General features: G+C 56.2%; 23 protein-coding genes. 10 read left to right on the top strand and 13 right to left on the bottom strand.

Going from position 1 to position 22,329, the window contains the following annotated elements; genetic code table 11:
• Positions 1–109 precede the first annotated feature (109 nt).
• A complete protein-coding gene (locus QNK41_RS05065; RefSeq protein WP_319254407.1) occupies positions 110–1,726 on the top strand; it encodes a hypothetical protein in 1,617 nt (538 codons plus the stop codon).
• 246 nt (positions 1,727–1,972) lie between these two features.
• Entirely contained in the window at positions 1,973–2,392 is a 420-nt protein-coding gene (locus tag QNK41_RS05060; protein WP_319254406.1) for a hypothetical protein, read from the top strand.
• An 84-nt stretch (positions 2,393–2,476) separates the two neighbouring features.
• On the opposite strand, the gene QNK41_RS05055 is transcribed toward QNK41_RS05060, so the two are convergent.
• On the bottom strand, positions 2,477–3,127 hold the full coding sequence (locus QNK41_RS05055) for a response regulator (RefSeq protein ID WP_319254425.1): 651 nt from the start codon (positions 3,125–3,127) through the stop codon (positions 2,477–2,479).
• Between the two features lie 235 nt (positions 3,128–3,362).
• Here QNK41_RS05055 and mobB point away from each other — a divergent pair, with 235 nt between their 5' ends.
• The 8 genes from mobB (at position 3,363) to QNK41_RS05015 (ending at position 14,100) form a co-directional block, all read left to right on the top strand.
• Positions 3,363–3,854: a molybdopterin-guanine dinucleotide biosynthesis protein B gene (gene mobB, locus QNK41_RS05050; protein ID WP_319254403.1), complete on the top strand. Its 492-nt coding sequence runs from the start codon at positions 3,363–3,365 to the stop codon at positions 3,852–3,854.
• 636 nt (positions 3,855–4,490) lie between these two features.
• Positions 4,491–5,957, top strand: coding sequence for an ATP-binding protein (locus tag QNK41_RS05045; RefSeq protein ID WP_319254401.1), 1,467 nt, complete (start codon positions 4,491–4,493; stop codon positions 5,955–5,957).
• Positions 5,958–6,077: 120 nt separating this feature from the next.
• Positions 6,078–6,773, top strand: coding sequence for a hypothetical protein (locus QNK41_RS05040; protein WP_319254399.1), 696 nt, complete (start codon positions 6,078–6,080; stop codon positions 6,771–6,773).
• A gap of 4 nt (positions 6,774–6,777) precedes the next feature.
• Entirely contained in the window at positions 6,778–8,154 is a 1,377-nt protein-coding gene (locus tag QNK41_RS05035) for a sigma-54 dependent transcriptional regulator (RefSeq protein WP_319254397.1), read from the top strand.
• Between the two features lie 240 nt (positions 8,155–8,394).
• Positions 8,395–9,006 (top strand): RNA polymerase sigma factor, encoded by a 612-nt coding sequence (locus tag QNK41_RS05030; RefSeq protein ID WP_319254395.1) that lies wholly within the window; start codon positions 8,395–8,397, stop codon positions 9,004–9,006.
• On the top strand, positions 8,993–9,262 hold the full coding sequence (locus tag QNK41_RS05025) for a zf-HC2 domain-containing protein (RefSeq protein WP_319254393.1): 270 nt from the start codon (positions 8,993–8,995) through the stop codon (positions 9,260–9,262). The genes QNK41_RS05030 and QNK41_RS05025 overlap by 14 nt, the downstream gene beginning before the upstream one ends.
• Before the next feature lie 719 nt (positions 9,263–9,981).
• Positions 9,982–12,156: an HDOD domain-containing protein gene (locus QNK41_RS05020; protein WP_319254391.1), complete on the top strand. Its 2,175-nt coding sequence runs from the start codon at positions 9,982–9,984 to the stop codon at positions 12,154–12,156.
• 9 nt (positions 12,157–12,165) lie between these two features.
• Positions 12,166–14,100, top strand: a complete 1,935-nt coding sequence (locus QNK41_RS05015) for a response regulator (RefSeq protein ID WP_319254389.1) — start codon at positions 12,166–12,168, stop codon at positions 14,098–14,100.
• Between the two features lie 158 nt (positions 14,101–14,258).
• Here QNK41_RS05015 and QNK41_RS05010 read toward each other — a convergent pair whose 3' ends face one another.
• From QNK41_RS05010 to QNK41_RS04955, 12 genes are all read right to left on the bottom strand, one after another.
• Positions 14,259–14,450 (bottom strand): hypothetical protein, encoded by a 192-nt coding sequence (locus tag QNK41_RS05010; protein WP_319254387.1) that lies wholly within the window; start codon positions 14,448–14,450, stop codon positions 14,259–14,261.
• On the bottom strand, positions 14,434–15,039 hold the full coding sequence (gene amrA, locus QNK41_RS05005; protein WP_319254385.1) for an AmmeMemoRadiSam system protein A: 606 nt from the start codon (positions 15,037–15,039) through the stop codon (positions 14,434–14,436). Before amrA ends, QNK41_RS05010 begins: the two co-directional genes overlap by 17 nt.
• Complete coding sequence (gene amrB, locus QNK41_RS05000; protein ID WP_319254383.1) at positions 15,006–15,596, bottom strand: AmmeMemoRadiSam system protein B; 591 nt, start codon at positions 15,594–15,596, stop codon at positions 15,006–15,008. The genes amrA and amrB overlap by 34 nt, the downstream gene beginning before the upstream one ends.
• Positions 15,597–15,605: 9 nt before the next feature.
• Positions 15,606–15,974: a hypothetical protein gene (locus QNK41_RS04995; RefSeq protein WP_319254381.1), complete on the bottom strand. Its 369-nt coding sequence runs from the start codon at positions 15,972–15,974 to the stop codon at positions 15,606–15,608.
• Between the two features lie 143 nt (positions 15,975–16,117).
• A complete protein-coding gene (locus QNK41_RS04990) occupies positions 16,118–17,161 on the bottom strand; it encodes a zinc-dependent alcohol dehydrogenase family protein (RefSeq protein WP_319254379.1) in 1,044 nt (347 codons plus the stop codon).
• A gap of 245 nt (positions 17,162–17,406) precedes the next feature.
• Complete coding sequence (locus QNK41_RS04985) at positions 17,407–17,619, bottom strand: hypothetical protein (RefSeq protein ID WP_319254377.1); 213 nt, start codon at positions 17,617–17,619, stop codon at positions 17,407–17,409.
• 12 nt (positions 17,620–17,631) lie between these two features.
• Positions 17,632–17,856, bottom strand: a complete 225-nt coding sequence (locus tag QNK41_RS04980) for a hypothetical protein (protein ID WP_319254375.1) — start codon at positions 17,854–17,856, stop codon at positions 17,632–17,634.
• A 176-nt stretch (positions 17,857–18,032) separates the two neighbouring features.
• Entirely contained in the window at positions 18,033–18,197 is a 165-nt protein-coding gene (locus QNK41_RS04975; RefSeq protein WP_319254373.1) for a hypothetical protein, read from the bottom strand.
• Positions 18,198–18,231: 34 nt separating this feature from the next.
• Complete coding sequence (locus tag QNK41_RS04970) at positions 18,232–19,173, bottom strand: ribose-phosphate pyrophosphokinase (protein ID WP_319254371.1); 942 nt, start codon at positions 19,171–19,173, stop codon at positions 18,232–18,234.
• A gap of 109 nt (positions 19,174–19,282) precedes the next feature.
• The gene (locus QNK41_RS04965; protein ID WP_319254368.1) at positions 19,283–20,791 is read right to left on the bottom strand and encodes a SagB family peptide dehydrogenase; all 1,509 of its coding nucleotides are present in this window, start codon (positions 20,789–20,791) and stop codon (positions 19,283–19,285) included.
• Between the two features lie 2 nt (positions 20,792–20,793).
• The gene (locus QNK41_RS04960) at positions 20,794–21,690 is read right to left on the bottom strand and encodes a TIGR01777 family oxidoreductase (RefSeq protein ID WP_319254366.1); all 897 of its coding nucleotides are present in this window, start codon (positions 21,688–21,690) and stop codon (positions 20,794–20,796) included.
• 24 nt (positions 21,691–21,714) lie between these two features.
• Positions 21,715–22,170: a thioredoxin family protein gene (locus tag QNK41_RS04955; protein WP_319254364.1), complete on the bottom strand. Its 456-nt coding sequence runs from the start codon at positions 22,168–22,170 to the stop codon at positions 21,715–21,717.
• Between the last annotated feature and the right edge of the window lie 159 nt (positions 22,171–22,329).

The following is a 22,329-nucleotide window of genomic DNA, read 5'->3' as shown; positions in this document are numbered from 1 at the left end:
GTTTATGAGATAAAGTAGACTTTCCGTTGACCGTCGTCGGCACATGTGTTGACAATCGGTGTATCTTTTTAAGAACATGGTATTCATTCAAAAAATAGGAACAACGGACATGAAGCTGCGTACCTGTGTTTCATCGGCGGGTCGGTTTATTTTTGGCCTGCACCGTCCGCATTTCACCGCAGACAATTTTCGTGAGACGGATCGACTGGCCGACCTGGGCACGTTGCCGGAGGGCGCCCGTCACCGCAATACCCATAATTTTCCCTGCGGCCCCGTGCACGAACCGGCGGCGGACTGGATCTTCGAGGTTCCCAACGCCCTCCCCTTCCGGGGCACCACCTACATCGGCAAGACCTGGGCTGATGCCCGTGCGCGCAAACCCGAGACCATCGCGCTGCCGGAGGCACCGGAGATCTCTTTTTTTGAAGGTCATACCGATGAACGGGCGGCCACCCGGGCTATCCGCAACCTGCCCCGCCCGCTTCAGCTGGCTCTGGCGGTAACATCCACCGATGCCCGGGACCTGTGCGCTCTGGCCCATGTGGCCTGCACCTTTTGCAAAGATGAAGACAGCGGCCACCCCTGGGGGTTGGCCTATGAGAGGCGATCCGACGGACGAATCAAGGCGGTGATTGCGGATGAGGGCCTGTTCGAAGCCGTGGCAAACAACCGCCACCTGCCCCACGCCTATCAACAGGCCATGGTACTTCGCCCCGGCGTCCAAGGTGAGAGCGAGATCGTGGGTGAATGGTGCCAATCGAACCCGGGCAGCCATGTCTTTGAGTACCTGCGCAGAAACTCCTACATCCCTTGGGGTCACTATGCCGCCAACATGGCCGACAACGCCGTGCGATATCGGTTGCAGGATCTAACCCTGCAAGATATGACCGGCATGCGCCACCTGTACTACCAACGCAGCTATTCCCGCTTGGCCGGCTTGTTGGGTATTACACCCCTTGCCGGCGGACGAACCCTGACCGCCAATGAACTGGAAAAGCTGAGACTGAAAATCCAAAGGGCGTTGACGGGAGATAAAACCATTGCCTTTGACCGAACCCTGTGGGGCTGGAATTACGGATTTGACTACGCACCCAGCGGATATCGCCTGCATGCCTCCCACCAGCAAATCCACCAGCAGTTCGCGCTGATCCCTACCGAGGTACCGCTGGCCACTGGTGAGGGGGCCCTTCCGGCATACGCATGCGGGGATCTGGTAAGCGATTTCGTCAAGGCATTTCGTCATGAAACGGGAAGAAACTTTTTCGAATGCTATCAGCAGGCGATCACTGGTAACCAGCGAATGGATGGAATGTCGCAACGCGAACAAAGCCTGGTGGTTTTTGAAGACGATCGGGTGATGGTGTTCGCGCCCAAGGCCCAGACCTCCCAGTGGGAGCTGAACCTGATGCCCAAAACATCGGTGGGCAACATCGTCGAGGCCGACACGCCCATGCGCCGATCCCTGGATCGGGCCATGCTGACTGCCGTTAAGGTGCTGGGGGCCATGGGGGCACGCATGATCACCACCATTGAATATTCGAAATCCGTCGTCGGTAGAGATGAGGACCAGCGGTTGCTGTTCTCCTTTTTGCCCAGGCTGCCAGACTCCCCCGGAGCATTCAGCGAAGCCCAATTGCGCTGGATCAACGGGCACTACCCGGAAGATTTCGCCCTGGCCTGCCGGCGCCATCTGCCAGAAGGGGCCTATACAAGGAAATGCCGGTAAATGCCCAATCGTTTTATTTCTTTACGGAGCGTCCATGCTTCGATCCGTCAACCGGTGCGTAATAAAAAAAGGTTGCCAATCCGCGGGAATTGCGGTTTATATGATACTCGGTAATTGCACTGGGTCTGCATCTCCTTTACAGCCGTATCCCGTTTGCCTTTCTTTCCAGGTTGGCGATTTCAGCATTCGTCAATCCTTATCCTGAATAGTAAACCATTGGACGGTTCTTCAATGATCGGATTGTTCATGCGCCTGATACAATTCAAGTTTCGCAAGCGGCGTCGGCACAAGGCGCGCAGGGGCCTGTTCGTGACCTTTGACAACACCCTTGCCATAAATCAGATCGGTGATATCAATATGGGCGGCCTGTCCTATTACTACGAGGATCATGGCTTCACCATGGGAAAACGCGCCCATGCCCTGCGGATAGTAACGGCAGATGACCCCACCGGTATCAACCAAATTCCCTTTAGAATCGTCTCAGACCGAGAAAATGGATCACTGCTTTTTAAAAATCGGCGAATCAATCGCCAGGGTATTCGATTCAACGGCCTGACCTCGGTCCAGAAGCGCAAACTGAGAGATATCATCCAACACTACACCCACGAAGCGACCGATCCCGAATGTGAAGAACCATCTCTGCCCATCAGATTGACCCGTCTCTAACCCCTTACCCGTGCACCGCCGCAATGAAACCTGCCGACAGGGAGCGATAAAGTCACCCGTTCAGGAAGGCGTTCATCAACTTTTTTAGCCTCGCCGCCCCTGGTCTTCCACAACAAATGTCTGCACAAGAGCGAAAAGATCACTGACGCCGTATGGTTTGAGCACAAAGGCACCGGCCTCGGACGCCCGCAACGCATCAGCAGGGTTGCCCGATGCAAGGATGCAGATAATTTCGGGTTGGGCCGCCTTGATTCGGGTGGTCAATTCAAGGCCGTCGATATCAGGTACATGGATATCGGAAAAAACGATATGAATGGGATTGGATGTCTGAATGTACTGCCAGGCCGCAAATCCGTTGTCGAAAGTGTGGACTTTGCGGTTTACGCTGAATTCAAGGGTATCGACTACAAAATCACGAACCAACGGGTCATCTTCCACAACCGCAATTTGAACGTTGGGTATGATTGCCCACCTCACGCCTTTTAAAAGGAATTGAACATTCCCCGCGGCAAGCCGCGGGGAATGTTCTGCCTGTAACGGCAGTGCTGCGCAGCACCGTAAGGATGAAAATCGCTTTCCAGTTCGCTCGCTAACCCCGCCGCCCCGATTAGCGGGATCTCCGCTTCGCTTCGACAAGCGGCGGGGAACGCGCTCGCTTTCGCGGTTCAAGTCCTTCACACCCCTGGAAAATCCGGGATATCTGTCGGTTAACGGTATTTTATCGTCAAGGTCCATGTCCGCCATGCAGCAACCTATGGCAACGAATGTAACGTGATCCGAAATTTTGGTCAAGAAGATCCAGTTCTCACAACAACCGTCATGACTAGGGGCGAGGACTGGCCAATCGGGGTGTCCGCCCCAATGTCATGGCTTGAATTGTCTTGACTTTGGTTATCTCGCGGCTTAATTTTTTCGCGCGACCGGCCGGAGTGCTGACCATTTTCGTAATTTGAATGAAAAGGAGAATATCTTGCCGCCTGTTATCTCCATCGTGGGCAAGTCGGAATCCGGCAAAACCACGCTCATCGAACGACTGATCCCCGAGTTGAAACGCCGGGGTTATCGCATCGGCATTGTCAAGCATGCCCATCACGGTTTTGATATGGATCGGAAAGGGAAAGACAGCTACCGTCACAGGCAGGCGGGTGCAGATACCGTGATGATCGCTTCTCCCGGCCAGATCGCCATGATCAAGGATGTACCCAGTGAGCGTCTGGACGATCTGATCCCTTTTTTCAATGATATGGACTTGCTGATCACGGAAGGGTTTAAAAGCGATCGTGCTCCAAAAATTGAAATTTTCAGGGCGGAAAGACATCGGCATCCCGCATGCCTGGAAGACGACACCCTGATGGCCATGGTTTCCGACACACCCCTCGACGTGACGGTTCCCCAGTTCTCAACTGCCGACATCCAAGCAATCACTGAATTTATCGTGGCCAGATGCCTGCCCAACCCGTAACGCAATTGCGGCGTGACGATCGTACGCCCGGCCGACAAAAGCATAGTCATCCAAGTCGAACAGGGTGCACGTGAGCGTCGAGCCATCCCGGACGGGCGCAGTGCAGTGAAAGACATCACTGCCCCGTCGGCAGAAGGCCCATTATCCCTTCAGGGCTGCGCTTCAGAATCAATAGCGATAAGGCAACACTGCAGAAGGGGCACTGGTGTGGACCAATGAAACGTCATCCCTTCGGTCCTCACCTGATCTTCGCTCTGGAATGATACCGGTATAGGAGAACCGGCGCCGCTCGAAGGCAATCCGATGCTCTCCTTGAATAGACTTTGCAAGGCGATAGTGTCTTTTCATTGTCATCCTCAACCTTCTTTTCGTTTGAAAACTGCATGCAAGGATGTGTTTGCGGTCGTCATATAAGATGGTAATAGCAATGGCCGTGCCACGATTTTCGGCCCCGCCCATCGAGCATTTATTCGCCCCGTGCTTCACGAAGGCCGCCTTTGGTTTCGATTTTTGCGCACTTGGTTACGTTTTTTGTGAACACCCGTGGGTGTTTGATTTGCCTCGGTGAGTTGGGTTAACGGTTACGAAAGGCATCAGATGAGATGGCCCACACTTTTTTGGAAAGCACCGCCCCCAATGAATCTGAGATTTGGAATCACCGGGAAACTGCTGGTCTGGTTTCTCGTTATCATTGCTATTTTTTATGGCACGATCCTGGTCCTGTATATCAATGTCCAGCAGGTGGTCAAACTGTCCGGATCCATCGTGGCGAAAAATTATGCCATTGCCTCCGGGACGAAAAAGATGATGGGAACCCTGCTGAGCATGGAAGAAAATAAACAGAAGTTCCTGCTGCTCAAAAAAGCCGACTATCTGGTCTTCTTCAATGAAGCGCAACGGGCCTTTGAAGAAAACCTGGCTCAGGTGGTCCGACTGACCACCATGGGCCATGACATTTCCGATGTGTGGCTGGACATCAGTCATGATTACGACACCTATCCCAACGCGGCGGAGGTCTACGCATATCTTAACGGTAAGGTAAAAGACCCTGAAGCCGTGAATACCTTCTGGATCCCCGAATCGATCGTCAACAACTGGATCGGTGAAATTTCCGACGAACGGCTGAAAAATGAGCTTGAAATCGAACAGGCCACCAGGGAAGTGAATCGCAAGGGTCGGCTTTCCGCCAAAAACGGGCTCATCGGCCTGGCGGTCTCCAGCCTGGTCGGTTTTTTGGGCATTTGCTACCTGGCCTATTCCATGATCCGCCCATTGCGGGAATTGATGGGTGGCATCCGGGAGATCTCCTCGGATCGGCTCAGCACCCCGCTTAAGGTCCGCAGCCAGGATGAATTCGGCGAACTGGCCCATGCCTTCAACGAAATGTCCAATCGCCTGCGAAAAGAGGAACTGATGCGGTCCGATTTCATCTCTATGCTCAGCCACGAGATCCGCACTCCGTTGACATCCATCCGCGAGTCGGTCAACATGATTCGGGAGGAGGTGATGGGCTCCATCAACAGCCGGCAGGAAAAATTTTTAGGAATCGCCGGTGCGGAGATCAGCCGCATCAGCGACCTGCTGAGCCATCTGATGCAGGCATCCCGGCTGGAGCCCGGCCTGCTGAATATGCAGTTGGAGCCCATCGATCCGCACACCTTTATCTCCGAATGTGCCAACAGCATCAAGCTGGCCGTCGAGGCAAAAAGCATCGATCTGCGTATTCAGGTTCCCTCCCAATTGCCTCCAATCGTCGGCGACCGAAAACAGCTCCAACAGGCCATGTTGAACTATCTGTCCAACGCTGTGAAATTTTCCGAACCCGATACCCGTATCACTGTCGGAGTCCGTCAACACCGATCGCAAAACAAGCTCTCATTTTTCGTCAAAGACAACGGCCCCGGTATTCTGGAAGAGGATCAAGCATTTTTATTCAACAAATACTATCGAGGTCAGCGGGAACGCGAGCGGTTGGAGGGCGTCGGCTTGGGGCTCAGCATTGTCAAAAACATTGTCGAATCCCACCATGGCACGGTGTGGGTCAGCAGCCAGGTGGGTAAGGGAAGCACCTTCGGGTTCACCCTGCCCAGCGCACCCGGGTGATGATTCCGGCTCGTCGGTGTGAACGGCAATCCTTGAATTTTCTTGTATTGTCGTGCGATGGCGATTAAGTAGAGAGCGGTAATTATCGGAGACGGTGGTTGAACAAAAAGCAGGAACCTCATGAAAACGTTATGGAGCCAATCATACCGCCTGACAATCATCCTGATCATCGTCATTGGACTGTTTACGGGCTGTGCGTCCGTTTTTCACGATTTGGATGAGATCATAAGCCGGAAGCGATTCAAATCGGACTATGCGTCCTTCGAAAACGCACTGTCGGTTTATAGGGGCGGTGATTACAAACAGGCCATGGCGCTGTTCAGGACGCTTTCAACGGCAGGAAACGATAAAAACCTGGCCCGAAAAGCGTGGCTGGGTGAAATCTGTTGCCGCCTGATGTTGGCAGTTAAACAGTCGGACTATACCGCCGCTATTGGCCTGTGGCACGATTTCGGCAAATCTGCACCGAATAATGATCATGACTGGGAGCTGGCCCTGCTCGACCCAGTAATCGTTCGCATGACACCCAAAATCACGACTCGGGTGATCGAATTTTATCCGCCGGCGGCACGGACATCCGACGAAACCGCAGCGCCTGCCGACCTGCCCCAGGAGGGCCAGCAGCAGAGCGACCAACCTTCTCAAACCGATCAGGCCGCCCTGAAAGAAAAAGCGGCGCAGGCGGATCGATTGCAGCGCCAGTTGGATGCAGCCGCAGCCGAAAACCGATCGCTCAAGGAAAAAATCAAGGCGCTGGAAGCCATTGACCAGAATATCCAGAAGAAAAAGACCGAAATGGTAGCGCCCAGCGAATGAAACGATGAAAAATAACACCCCCTCACAATCTGTCCTCGTTGTAGACGACGACCGAAATGTACTGGAAGTTCTGGATGCCCGGCTTTCCAGCTGCGGGCTCACCGTTTACAAGGCGGATAGCGGGCGCAAGGCGCTTCAGATCCTCAAGACCCGCCGAATCGACCTCGTGGTGTCTGATGTCAAAATGCCCGAGATGGACGGCATGGCACTGTTGTCGGAAATCATCCAGATTCAACCGGGCCTTCCGATTATCTTTCTGACCGCCTACGCCAATGTGCCCGATGCGGTAAAAGCCGTCAAATCCGGCGCTGTGGACTACGTCGAAAAGCCTTTTGACGGCAAGGCCTTGACCGAAAAAATCCAGCTGATGCTGTTGGAATGCCAGGACGCGGACCCGGCCCAAGCCGTCGATCCAGTCCCGGAAACGGATACCGACGACCAGGTAAAAAGTCCGGCCATGAAGAACCTGCATGGCCTGGTTAGAAGAGTAGCCCGAAGCAGCGTCAATGTACTGATTCTCGGAGAAAGCGGGGTGGGCAAGGAGCGCATCGCCAACCGGATCCACCAGTTGGGCCACCGCCGAAAGAAACCGTTTGTCGTGGTCGATTGCGGAGCCACACCCGCCGGTCTTCTGGAAAGTGAACTCTTTGGCCACGTCAAGGGGTCATTCACCCATGCCGTAAGCGACAAGAAGGGACTCATCGAAACGGCGGATACCGGGACGCTGTTCCTCGACGAAATCGGGAACATCTCCCATGAGATGCAGATCCGGTTGCTCCGGTTTATCGAAGACCGGACCATCAGGCCAATCGGCGGTCTCAAGGGAACCCCGGTGGATTGCCGGATCATCGCGGCCACCAATGCCGATCTGGGCGAAGCCATTAAAGCCGGTCGGTTCAGGGAAGACCTGTATTTCCGCCTCAAGGTGGTGACCTTAACCATTCCCCCGCTGCGGGAGCGAAAAGCGGATATCCCTCTTTTAGTCGACCACTTCACCCGGCAATACTGCAGCCAGCACAGTGTGGAAATGGTCCGCGTCCTTGAAGAAACAATGGGCTGGATTTGTGACTACTCGTGGCCCGGCAATGTCCGGGAATTGAAAAACGCCATCGAAGGGGGCATCGTCATGTGCCGGGACCACGTGCTTCGGCCGGAGGATTTTCATGTGGCAGGCATTTCGGAAACCTGCGCCGAGAATCTGGCCGGTGACGATTGCCTCTCCCTGGAAGAGAGCGAAAAGAACACCATCCTCCGGGCCCTGGAACAGACCGGCGGGGTTCAAAAAGAGGCCGCCGAGGTGTTGGGCATCAGCCGGCGGGCCATCCACTATAAAATCAAAAAATATGGCATCGACGCCGGCAGCATCAAGGCCAGGCACTGAGTTCCACACCAAACCGCCCTACACTGTAACCGAATCCCCCCCCTTGTCTCATTAGTGCCGTGGTAAAAAACCAATGGACATCACCCATACAAACACATATGAAAGGGAAAAAGATGAAGGAAATATTGATCTTGCTGGGGGTAGTGGGCGTCTGGATCCTTCTTCAGGCCTATATTCTGCCGAAACTGGGTATCTCTACGTGAATGAGCGATGCCTGTCAGGTGACAGACAAGAAAACCAATGCCGAAACCGTCGCAGAAAACGAAAAACGACGCTAAGGATACCGAACTGGTCCGGGCGATCAACGGCGGTCGTCAGGATCTCTTTTATGAGTTGGTCAATCGTTACGAGAAAAGCCTGTACAACTTTGGCCTGAGAATGTGCGATAACCCCAGTGACGCGGAAGACATGGTGCAGGACACCTTCTTGAATGTATTTAAATACCTCGAGGGGTTTCGATATGAAACCAAATTCAGGAACTGGCTGTACCGGGTCGCCACCAGCGCCTGCCTGAAAAAAAAACGCCGATCCAAGTATGCACCCGACAGAGAACTCTCTCTGGACGAATTTCTTCCGGCAGACGAATCGGCCGTATCTATGGACCTGCCTCGCTGGGCGTCCCAGCCTCTGGATCAGGTGCTTGGCGGGGAACTGGCCGGCGTCATCCGACAAGCGATGCTGGACCTTCCGGAAAAATACCGGCTGGTAGTTGTTTTGCGGGACGTGGAAGGGTTCACCACTCAGGAAACGGCTGAGATACTGGACCTGACCCCCACCAACATCAAGGTGCGCCTGCACCGGGCGAGGCTTTTTCTCAGAGAAGCATTGAAATCTTATTATGAAACAGACTGACCCGCACCATTCCCACGAAAACTGCCTGGCGCTGTTCGAACGGCTTTCCGAGTATATCGACAGGGAACTGGACGCACCTACCTGCAAGGATATTGAAGCACATATCAAGTCGTGCACACCCTGTCAGGTCTGCCTGGAGACACTGAAACAAACGGTGGCATTGTGCAGGAACCTTGAACGCCGTCAAGTGCCGGAGACCTTTTCCCTGAAATTGAAGAGCGCCATCTTCGACCTGGTTGACAAAAAAGCCGACTGAATGCACCGCGTTTCAACTTCCCGCCTCATGTGTAACCGATTCTTATTTTTTCTTCCGCGCTGGACGCACCTGGCGTCCACTTACCCATGCCACCCCAAACGATTGTGACCGTATCGGATAACTTACCCTTGCTGTAATCTAAAAAGATCGCGAACGGGCATATTCCGAGGATACTGACACTAAATGGGCCAGGCGTTGTGCCGGGATGTGCCGATTGTGTAAACTATTACATAGTAAAATGGACGGTTGTGAAGTGCGCACCATATCTTTTCTGATATAATCCCCTTCTCTTAAGGGCCGCAAAAATATCGGAAGGACAACACATAATATATAACTTACTGATAATATTCATTTATATTTCATTCCAACTAATAAAGCCGGTGGTTTTCTTTCGTTGGCACCTTCATTGCTCTATCAACAGAGAGTTTTTAAAAATTAGACACTTATTCGATTTATAATTCCGGCGCGAGTGGTTCAGGAAACCTTGGCGGTGGTCAGGTCTTAGGTACTGTATAGGGACGCCGGTGAAAGCATGGTGGGCACGAGAGGACCACGTTTGCATCCACGACGGAAATAGATCAGGGCTAATAAAAGTTGAGCCCGATTGGGCGAAGGCCGGCGATCAGCCGTCCGGGGTCATGCAAAGGCCTCGTTGACAAATTCGCATAATCGCCATAGACTTTCCGCGGTTTTGCCTGCTGAACAGATGAGATATTTCAATGGGACTGGCAGTCGCTGTGCGCATCGCTTCAGAATTCACTGGCAGGTTGCAACTTACTGTTTTTCCCTATCTGTTGGAACGCCTCATCCAGGTCCGTCATGACCCATCCATAGCCCTGCCCGACCTATCCCGGCTCATCAGAATGGATCCCGCGTTATGCTTCCTGGCAATGCGCCTCGACCGATCCATGGGGTCGAATGCTCGAGCGACTGAGCCCTCCGGCATTGACGACGTAGTCAGCCGTACAGGGTTGACCGGCATCGATGCCATTACGACCCAAGCCATAGCCGATCAGGCACTAAACGGTATCCACCATCGACAAGGCCTGGCTCTTGGATGGTTGTGGCGGCATTGCCTCACCACTGCCTTGCTGGCACAAGGGCTGGCACTGGCGCTGAACTATCGTCCCGTGGAGGATGCCTATACCGCCGGCCTGCTTCACGATGTCGGCAAACTGGTACTATTCGCCCAAACACCGGCAGCATGTGCCCCCATGCTAACCGACCCTGCTGAGGCGAACCCATTGCTCAAAGCAGAGGAACAGGTTGCCGGATCAGACCATGGCCGAATCGGGGCACGGTTGATTCGTCGTCACACCGGTGCATGGTTTGCTGCAGATACGGCCGAGCACCACACGGCCACTGCGGCAGAAATTGTCAACGCCCTCCCACTGGTCCAGATGGTGTGGTCGGCCAACCGATTGGCCGTTGAGCCACATCCGTCACCCGAGGCCTATCAGACGGTTGCCAGTCTCTTGAACCTGGATACCCAGCAGCTCAGCCGCCTTTCACGAGCAGCTCAGGAGCAGGCCCTGGCGCAGGCAAACGAGCTCGACGTTGTTCCTGATGTGCCGGAACAAGGCCGAACCACCGAGTCGAGCACCATTCCCCTGAGCCAAGTGATAAAAACCAGCACCGTCCTGTCCAGCGTTTATAAAGAGCTGCTGACGGCAACCGACCGTCGTGCTGTCATGCGGGTATTGCGGCAAAGTCTCAGTGTATTTCTGGGTATCGACGCCCTGATCATGTTGGATCATGAGCCCAAGGGCAATCGCTTAATCGGACGTTTCTCCGCAGGGAGCATCTTCCCGCTCAACATAAAACAGCTGCGCATTACCCTGGCCGCATCGGACTGCCTGCCAACCATCAGCCATGTCAGTGGTGAAACGGTGAATTCATTTTCACCTCCCCACCGGGGAAAACTGACGATCATCGACCTGCAGCTCATGGCCGGCATGCAAAAAGAGGGCATCGTCTGCATACCGATTCGATCGAGCAGCAGTGCCGGCAGGGGGATTTTACTCCTGGGAATCGATGCCAGTGAATGGCCATGGGTCGAGCAGCAGACAACGCTGTTGAAGGCCATTGCCGCTGCCGTGGCCGGGGCGCTGAAACGAGGACAGCAACGTTACGATCAGAAAAACAGAGAGGTGGCGGACCGCGTTGCGTCGACCGTGTCAAAAACACGCAAAATCGTTCATGAAATCAACAACCCGTTGAGCATCATCAAAAACTATCTCAAAGTCCTGACCCTGCGCAGCGATGAAAATTCACCGGCCAATGATGAGCTGCGGATTATCGATGAGGAGATCAACCGTTTGACCGGGCTCATGAAATCCCTGACCTCACCGATAGAAAGCATTCCCACACACTTAGAAACCGTTGACGTGAATGCCACGATCACCGACATTCTGAGGCTGTTTCGTGAAAGCCTGCCCGGCGATAGGGCCATCCGCCTGAACCAGGATCTGGATCCCCACATCCCCGTCATCGCATCGGATCGGGATCAGCTGAAGCAGGCATTGATTAACCTACTGAAAAATGCGATAGAAGCAATGCCCGATGGCGGAACCATTAAGGTGATCAGCCGCTTGTTGAAATCCCCCTCCCGACCTGTCGGCAACAAAGAAAAAGCTGGCCATATCAAAATCAGCGTCTGTGACGACGGCCCGGGTATTGACGAAGCGATAAAAAATGACCTATTTAAGGTTAATGTGACTTCGAAGACGGGTCATGATGGACTGGGGCTGTCCATCGTCCATGAGGCGGTAACCCATCTTAAGGGCTCCCTGCAATGCGAAAGCACCCCGGGCAGGGGGACGTGTTTTCACATCGAACTGCCCGCCGGCGACAATGAATCGGAATACAGAACTGCACTGGACTCAGCCACTTAGGAGCGTTTCATGGAGAACCGCCCGCGAATATTGATCTGCGACGATGAGCCATTGATGACCAAAAGCATCAAGGCGGTCTTAGACACAGGCAACTATCGAGTTCAAAGCACCAACTGCTCCCGCCATGCCCTGACCCTCATCCATGCCGAATCCCCCGACTTGGTCATCCTGGATGTCATGATGCCGGAGATGACCGGCTTTGAACTGCTCGACGCCGTTGACCGGGAGCACTGCGACGCCGCCTTCATCATTGTCACCGGAGAGGCCTCCGTCGATTCGGCCATCAAGGCCATCCGCAAAGGGGCCAGCGATTATCTGAGAAAACCCTTCGAACCCGACGAACTGATCATCCGTGTGGAGAACGTGCTGAAACAGCGGCAGATGAAACACGATCACGTGTGCGTCCGGGCCGAGAAACGACAGCTTGAAAACCAGCTGCGCCAGTCCCAGAAAATGGAAGCCATCGGCACCCTGGCCGGCGGCATCGCACACGACTTCAACAATGTGCTGAGCATCATTTTAGGCAATGCGGAACTGGCCCTGGCCGACATGCCCAGCGAAGACGCCGCCCACCTGAACCTGGAACGGATTCTCACGGCCAGCCTGAGGGCCCGGGAAATGATTCAGCAGTTGCTAAGCTTCAGCCGCAAGGAAGAATCCGGCCGCAAGCCGCTTCGTCTCAACAGCGTCATCACGGAGTCACTCAAGCTGATGCGGGCCTCTCTGCCCACCAACATCTCAATCAAGCGCAAAATCAGCACAACCGAATGCATCACCATCGCCGACGCGACCCAGATACACCAGATCATGCTCAACCTGTGCACCAATGCCGCCCACGCCATGGAATCCGGCGGCGGCGTGCTGACCATCCGTCTGGATCCGGTGACGCTGGATAGCGCCGCCGCCAATACAGAACTTGCCCCGGGCAATTACGCCAGGTTGGTGGTCACCGACACCGGCCACGGCATCCAAAAGGATATCATCAATCGAATTTTCGACCCCTATTTCACCACGAAGGAAACCGGCAAAGGCACAGGCATGGGCCTCTCGGTCGTTCATGGCATCATCAAGGGCATCGGCGGCACCATAAGGGCCTTCAGCGGGCCTGGCCGGTTCACGGAATTTCACCTCTACCTGCCGAGGGTGGACGCAATCATTGACGCGGAACCCGCCATTTTCAACCAACAGCAACTGCCGGGCGGCCATGAGCATATCCTGATCGTGGATGATGAAGAAATGCTCATGGACATGATGCGACAGGTGCTCGAGCAGCTCGGGTACACGGTCAGCGCATATACCGATAGTGCCGATGCACTCAAGGCATTTCTCACCTGCCCCCGGGTCTACGACCTGCTGATCACGGATATGACCATGCCCGGAATGACGGGCACCGGCCTGGCCAAAGCCGTCAAGGCCGTGCGCAATGACCTTCCCATTATTCTATGCACCGGGTTCAACGAGCAGATCAGTCAGGAGAACTCACAATCATTGGGTATCCAGTCCTTGATCATGAAGCCCGTAGGCATGCAGCAACTGGCGGAAACCATCCGCAACGTACTGATGCCAGTATCAACGGAGCACCGTAAAAATCCGCGATTTGGGGCCCCTGCAGACACGTTTGTGATCTCCTCCACCCACCCTTACGAGCGGTTCAGCCTGGTAGACATCAGCGCCTCCGGACTGGCTTACCGCCACGAGATGGCATCGGTGTCGGGCCATTCATCTGACCAGCTTGCAATAATGACGCCCGACGGCGAAATTCTCGTCAGCGGCATCGCCTGCCACAGCGTTTCCGATATCCCCGGTGACAGCTGCGTCCCCGGCATGCCCCTCTCCAAAGCGGGCCAGACCCGCCGCGGTGTGCACTTCGAGGGCCTGACCATGCTTCAGACGGAACTGATCGATCAGTTCATCCGTAACCACGCCACAGAACGCTTACACTGATCCGACCCACCGATAACACCCCATCTGTCGGCCATATAAATCCAGTTGCCGGAATATCGGGCCGACCGGAATCGGGCCACCGACAGGCTGTGCGGCAACACGAAACCCACCAGCAGCGCATAGGGAAAAAGGGTGACGGCAACGTAACCCAAGGTAGACTAAAACCCCACCGACGTGCCATGAGTGAAAACCAGGTCCCACAGCCAGCGAATGGCAGCCACCTGACACACGGAAAAAATGACCAGCAGGCAGGAGAAAATGGCCAGGATGGTTGGCGATGGCTGCATCATCCGGGTCCGAAATCCCTTAGCCGCCATGGTGCCGACACCGCCGTCATCGGTCCTCTTCAAAGTACTGAACCTGATAGACCTGAACCTCCAGGTCCCCTTCCCGCCATTGGTCGGCAGGCAGGCCGGCTTTCAAGCACAGGTGCGAGAGGAACGGTTCCGGCTGGGGCAGCTGATCCCACACCTGGGGCAGAAAAGTGGCACTGGCGAACCCCCTTTTGATGATCACCCCATCGATACCGGGCCTCAACCGCGCCAACAGATCATCGGCATCGGTGTAGGCCAGGGGGATCGGCTCGGAAAGCACGCTCACCTCGATGTGCACGGCTTCCAACTCCTTTTTGTCCAACGGCGGAAACCGCGGATCGTGGAGGGCCGCATTCAGTGCATTGTCACACACCCCCGCAAGAATGGGAGCGGTGGCCGACAGACTGCCGATGCATCCACGCAGCTGATTGTCGATTTTTAAGGTGACAAACGTGCCGCAGCGGGCCTGAAACGCCTGATCCGAAGGCTTTGTCTCCAGTCGCTGCGGGTCGGTCGATGCAATCGTTTCACCGAAATGGCGAACCAGGGTCTGCCGGGCTAATGCAACCAGGGCAGCCCCCTGCTCAGGTGTCAGCGGCTGTCGGTTGTCGGTTCGGTTTTGCATGCGTTCTTCTCCATAAAAGGCGACGGCGCCATATCCCACCACGGGGTCTTGTCACCGGCGGTATCACCGCTGTTGCTGTAATGCAGCAGACTGCCTGACAATGGTGTTTCCGGGCCAGTTCCAGCAGCACTCCCACCGGATAGCGGCCACAGGCGCGGTTGTCCTGATCCTGCTGCCACTGAGGATCCAGTGAGAGGAAGCGTCACCTCCCCGCTGTGCTCTTGCCAATCCGCGGCCGCTACTGTCGCGAACAGTTCCGGCCATCCTCTCAGCATGCGGCCGAAATCACCGACAGGAACCGTGCCCAAGGGGGGCCGCCAGCAGGAGGCCCCGTTAACCGAGGCATTACGAAGTCCCACCCGGTGATCGAGACCCAGCAGGACCACCCGACCGAACCGGTCACGGGCAATGGCCAGGGCGGCATGGACTGCCGTTGCACCGGAATAGGCGTATCCGGCGTGGAGCATCATCAGGGCGCGCAATCGGATAGGTGGACGGTGAGCGGCGTTCGGATTCTGCTCGGCTTTGTCGGTGAGGCAGCGAATCAGTCGAACCAATTCCCCCGGTTAGCCGGCAGTGCGGGAACCGACCGGTATCGATTGACTGTCATCGGAGTCAGCATCGGGCTGCCGCCAGTATCCAAGCAGACCGTTATTGTCCGGGTCAATACCGAAGTAGTATCCGGACGGTGCAAGGACCTTCATAAGCGGCAGTATCCGCGTACGGAAAAGATTTTCCTTGAACTCGCACCCGGCCGGCGTTCGACCCAGGTAAACCATATCGTACAGAGCCGATTCGATCCGGGCGGTCTCTTTGCGCATGTCCTGCTCCAGATCGATGGAATAGAGAAACCCCAGGCAGTTGTCGATCAGGACGCCGATATCCCGATCCATTCTGCTGATCAATTTGACATGGTTTGCGATAAATTTCCTCACGACGGCATCTCCGGCCATGCAATGCACGGGGTGTTGACGATCTGCTCTGGATCAAATTTTACGGCGACTGCCAGTGGTATCGGCAACTATAGCGACCTGCTTTAGCAGCAGCGAAGAGCGCGGCATGAAATAACCATGCACTTTCACCGATGGTCCATCACGAGGACCTTGGCACCCCGGATCCGCCTGTTCTTCAACTCCATAAGCGCTCGATTGGCCGCTTCGAGGCTGAACGTCTCTACCTCGGGAATGATGGGGATACGGTCCGCCAATTCCAGAAACCGGGAAACATCTGACCGGGCCACGTTGGCGACACTTTTGATTTCCTTTTCATGCCATAAATGAGAAGAATAGTCCAGGCGTAGAAGTGCATCCCGATCGGCCACTTCCTTTCGAATGGCATTAATGACCAGCCGGCCGCCCGGCTTTAGATTTTTCAAGGCTTCCACCACCGGCGTCCAGGCCGGCGTGGTGTCGATGATTCGATCCAGGGGCTGCGGTGCCGTGTCTTTCGTATCCCCGGCCCACACGGCACCTAAAGCGCGTGCGAATGCCTGCTCCCCGGCGCTTCTGGCAAAAACATAAACCCTCACGTCAGGGAACCGGTGCTTTACCATTTTTAGCACCAGGTGGGCGGATGCGCCGAACCCGGTAAGCCCGAGACGTTGCCCGTCCTGCAGATTGCAAAGGACCATGGATCGGTACCCGATGGCTCCGGCGCAAAGCAGTGGAGCCGCCTGGGCATCGGAAAAACGATCGGGAATCGGGTAGGCAAATGCCTCGTTCACCGTCATATACTGGGCGTAGCCGCCATGGACATCCCGCCCGGTGGCCACAAATTCGGGACAAAGGTTCTCTCGTTCTTCCAGGCAAAATTCGCAACAGCCGCAGGTCCGATTGATCCAGGCGACGCCCACCCGCTGCCCTGTGGGAAACTGAACGGCACCCGTTCCGCTTCCTTGCACCCGCCCCACCACCTGATGTCCGGGAATCACGGGCAACCGCGGCGGGGGGGTTCGCCCCTCGATTTCATCCAGTTCAGTATGGCAAACCCCGCAGGCCGCCACCCGGATCAGAATTTCGTGGTCACCCGGGGTCGGAATGGGAACCGTCTGCGGCACCAAAGGCGCTTCAGTCTTGTTCAGATCGTGGATACGCACCAGCATCATGGCATTCATCTGGTTCATATGGATGGCTCATGCGTCAGGGTTGGATGGGTGAGGAGAGCGACTGAGGTTGATCTTACCACAGGACGAGAAAATTCTCCACAGCTGCCCACCAGGGTTGAATGATGCCGTGCGGTTGCATGTTTATTCCAGCCGGTCAGGCCAACCGTTCAATGAAAAAAACGAAGTCTTCACAACGCCGGGACTCAGGCCGGGGTGAATCCGCAAGAAAACGCGTCGAATTCCAGTTCGCACGCTATCGTGGTTCAATCGGCTTTGGTCCGTCTCCGGTCCGTTCCAGTCCGCCGGTCTTTCTGATAGGATAAGCTGACTACGACACCATCCCGGACACTTTTTCGCCGATCCGTTCGGTTGCGACGCTTTTCCGCGAAGCTGGATTTTTTGCCGGGAACCCGTGTCGCCCGCTTTTTCGGTGCTTCGTTCTTTACGAAGGCGCTGTTGATTACGACGATATCCATGGCTATGTCTCCTTAACAGGAGATATCGGCAACTGTAGCGATCACTTTAACGAATAATGCGAGTGGCCAGGTCGACACTTCAAAAACCAGTGATTGCCGACAGGCCCTCGCGTCGGAGGCAAAGTCATCGTGCAGTGGGCCATGGACGTCCTGACCGAACAGGACACGCCGGCCATCCGACTCCACCGAGTAGACCACGGATCCCGGTGCGTACCCAGGGGTGTGAATGGCCTCCACCTGGCGCTTTCCCAGAGCAAGCTGACTGCGGTTTCCGGACAGTTTGAACCCTCCCCGCGGCAAGCCGCGGGGAATGTTCTGCCTGAAACGGCAGTGCTTCGCGGCACCGTAAGGATGAAAAATCGATTTTCAGTTCGCTCGCTAACCCCGCCGCCCCGATGCTCGGGATCTCTGCTTCACTCCGACAAGCGGCGAGGAATGCGCTCCCTATCGCGGTTCAAGTCCCCGGTAAGGGGCTTCATGGTGGTGCCGTACCAGTGGGCCGCCGTCCGGATGATGTCGCCGTTTTCCAGAGCCGCGGCATCCCGTTCATGGGCAACGACAGCACAATTGAAATCCATTCGTTCCTTTCCAACGAAGCAGATGAGCATCCCGCTAATCAAAGAGGGCACCGACGCTTTCACCGGTGTGGATGCGCCGGATGGCTTCGGCAAAGAGCGGTGCCACAGAGAGGGTGTGGATCTTCTCGACCTGCTTTTCCCGGGGAACGTCTACCGTATCTGTGACGGCCACGGATTGGATGGGGCTGTCCACCAACCGCTTTACGGCGGGACCACACAGCACGCCGTGGGTAGCCCCGACGTGAATGCTTTTCACACCGGCCGTCGCAAGTGTTTTTACCGATGCGGCCAGGGTGCCGCCCGTGGAAATCTCGTCTTCAAAGATGATGGCATCACGGCCCTTCACGTCGCCCACCACCAGCCCCTGGACCACTTCGGTGTCGGCCACGCGCCGCTTGTCGATAATGGCCATGGGCAGATGAATGCGTTTGGCAAACCGGCCGGCCCGTTTGGCCCCGCCGGCATCCGTGGCCACCACCACAGCATTGTCCAGGTCCAGCCGGCCGCGGAAGTGGTCCACGAAATAGGGAATGGCAGTAAGATGGTCCACCGGGATGCTGAAAAAACCATGCACCGCGTCCGAGTGCAGATCCATGGTGAGGACCCGGTCGGCGCCGGCAGTCCTGATCAGGTCGGCCATGAGGCGGCCGGTGATGGAGATGCGCGGGGCATCTTTCTTATCAGAACGGGCGTACGAAAAATAGGGGATTACCGCCGTGATGCGCCGGGCCGACGCACTTCTCAAGGCATCCAGGATGATAAACAGTTCGATGATGGTGTCACCCACCGGCGCGGTGAACGACTGAACGACGAATACATCCTTTTCCCGCACGTTTTCACGAATCTGGACAAAGAGGTTGTCGTTGGAAAAACGGGACACCGCCAGGCGGCTGAGGCCGATGCCCAATGTCTCGCAGATTTGTTTGGCCAGGCGCGGGTTGGCACCGCCGCTGAAAATTTTGAGGTCGGAGGACATGGTCGATTCTCCCCGTTGAAATAGGAACGGACAAAGCTGGTTTAGCATCCAGGGCCGGCAGCTGGAGCAGCCCCTGCCCCACAGGGAGGGGGTCCGTTTCGGTCAGGGGTCAACGCGTTTTTACCGGACCGGTCCCGACCAGGTAAAGCAATGCACCGTCAGCCGCCAAATCCAGCAGATCGGCCGCTTCCCGGTCGTAAATGGCACCGATCCCACAAGCCCCCCAGCCTGAAGCGGTGGCCGCCAGGTATGCCTGCTGGCCCAGGCGCCCGGCCTCGATCATGGCATAGCGATAGCCCCTCGGCCCCCAATCTCGGTCGAGGACAGCCAGGTCGGTCATGAACAGCAGATGCAGGGTGGCATGCTTCAGCCACATCTGATCCAGGCAGGCTGACGCCATTGATTCGGTGAGCGCAGCGTCCGACACGCGCCCCAGCCTATTCGCGTCCGGATCAAGCAGATAAAAACCGGGCGGAATCGGCATCCCCGCGCCAACCAGAAACCCAAGGGTAATGGCGGATCGGTAGGCCGGAGGCATGTTCGAAACCGGTCCCATATTGCGGGCCATCTGGTCCACGAAAGTCATGAAGCCGTCCACGGTCTCGGGTGCGGCAATAAAGTTTCGGCGGGAGCGGCGCTGGCGCAGCACACGGGTATAGTCCGCCGATCCCGGATGATCCGGCACGTTCAGATCGATCCACGACGACGGCAGGTTTCCGAGCACATCCATTGCCGGTAGGGCCTCGGCAACGGTGTTGCTGATTCGACTTCCTGCCCGATGGATGGAGAGGATCTCCCCATAGGTGACCTCTTGATCCGATACTGTGGATGCCTGAAGAATGTCCGCGGAAAGGGATTTCAAAGGGTTGGCGTCTACAGGCTTTTTATCCCTCTCACGACCATCATGCAGATGAACGCAGACCAGGCAGACTTCGCGCTGCGGATCCAGCCCCAGCAGGGTCGCAACCCGTTCATCATCGAAATCAAGCTGGATGGAAAAACAAAGACCCAGAGCACCCAAAGCCAGCTGCAGGTTCTCCAGCAGATGGCCGGCATCCAACAGCACGTAGCGGTAGGCGCGGTTGCGGTATTTCCAAGCACTGCGGAAAAAAATTCCGGTGATGTAGAAGGTGGCTGAAACGCCTCGATCCGCCGGCGGGATTTCAGGCACCGGACCGTGGCGCAATGTGGTCAGGCAAGATTCGAAAAGGTGATGGTGGTAGACCCCCGGATCCATCCCGTCCACATGGTGGACGGCCAGGTAAATTTCAAACGGGTACAGGGCCCCGGCCGAGGCCACGCTGCGGTAATAAAAAGGCGTGCCCGTGTGCATGGTACGGGCGGTAATGTCGTGGGTCAGGCTGAATGCCGTTGAAAGCTTCTGAATATCCGGTACCTGCGAGCTGCTTGATTCATTGGCCTGAAGGCGGTTCACCAGGTCGAAATAATCGATCGTCGGCAACTTCGCGCTGCGATCCAGTGTCACCCGGGGCAGATCCGGGTAGTGTTTGGTCAGCACGGGCTGGTGTGCCCAGTCCAGGGTGTGGGGCGTCAGGTGATGGCGACGGTAGCTGGTGGCCCGATGATAATCGGTGGCGGTTAGTATCTGTTGCTTCATGATCAATCTACCAGGTCCGCAAGGGCGCTGTCGACATCCGCGAAGCGGAAGGAAAATCCATCGGCGATCAGCCGGTCGGGACGCACCTTCTGGCTGGCCAGGAGCACCCCGGCGACCTCCCCCATCATCAGCCGCAGGGCCAGAGAGGGGGCGGGTACCACGGCCGGCCGACCCACGGCGACACCCAGCGCCCGGGCGAAATCCTTTTGGCGGACCGCCCCCGGCGCACAGAAATTATAGGGGCCCCGCGCATTGTCGTGATCAAGGAGAAATTGAATCGCAGCGAGAAGATCGACCATGTGAATCCATGAAAACCACTGCCGTCCATTTCCCAAAGGACCGCCGGCAAACCTGCGAAAGACCGGCAGCATCTGGGCCAGAGCGCCGCCGCCGGCTCCCAGCACCACGCCAAAACGCATGATGGCCACCCGGACACCCTGCTTTTCCGCATCCAGTGCGGCTTCTTCCCAATCCACGGACAAGCGTGCTATAAAATCAGCCCCCGGGGTCGAATACTCGGTGAGCACCTGGTCACCCCGGCTGCCGTAATAGCCGACAGCCGATGTGCTGATCAGGATCTTGTCCTCACCGTTCATGGCACTGACAACATTGCGGGTAGTCAGAATACGGCTGTCGACGATCTGCGCTTTATAGGCCCGGGACCAGCGCTTGAAAATGGTGCGCCCGGTCAGGTTGACCACGGCATCGGCCTGGCCCACCGCTGCCTGCCACGTTCCGGCAAGGGTGGTGTCCACACTGACCCATGTGAAGTGCGCAGCCGATTGAAGTGGATGCGAACCAGATGTTCCCAACCCGGTCACCACGTGCCCGCCGTCCAACAGCAGACGGGCCAGCGCCGTTCCCACGAATCCCGATGCCCCGGTAATGGCAATCTTCATTTTAGCTCCATTGTATCATGGACACTACTTATTCAAAAAACGATAGAGAAAACGCTCGATCTCCTGTCTCGGCAGGGCGCCGGCAGCCGAATCCACCACCTTTCCATCCCTGAAAAACAGCAGCATCGGCAGACTCATGACACTGTGACGGCTGGCCGTCATCGGATTCTGGTCCACGTTGAGTTTAGCGATTTTCAATCGGCCCGCATAGGCCCTTGCCAGGTCCTCCAGGACGGGGGACATAGCTCCGCACGGCGCACACCAGGCAGCCCAGCAATCCAGCAGCACCGGCAGGGGACTGGCAATCACCTCGTCGGCAAACGTGCGATCAGTCACCATCACCGGCCGGGTGGTAATGGGAATGGGTGGGAAAGGCTGCTTACAGCGCCCGCAACGGGGACCATCTTGCAGCCTCATCACAGGAACCCGGTTACGGGTACCGCAGTTCCGGCACTTTATCAGCACGCGCTCGTTTGCCATCGACGCTCCTTTGTTAGGTAGTGTCCGTCCAGAAATGAGGGATTTTGGTCGAGATCAAGGCGTGCGAAAAATTTTACCGGAGGCGCCCTGAAAGAAGTGCCCTTGGGGTGCATATAGTTGATATTCCGAGGATAAAATTTTTCGCGCAACGCAGAGATC

The organism is Desulfosarcina sp., assembly GCF_033791525.1.
Classification (GTDB): Bacteria; Desulfobacterota; Desulfobacteria; order Desulfobacterales; family Desulfosarcinaceae; genus Desulfosarcina.
Note: the sequence above shows the minus strand (reverse complement) of the source record. Positions and strands in the feature narration are given on the sequence as shown.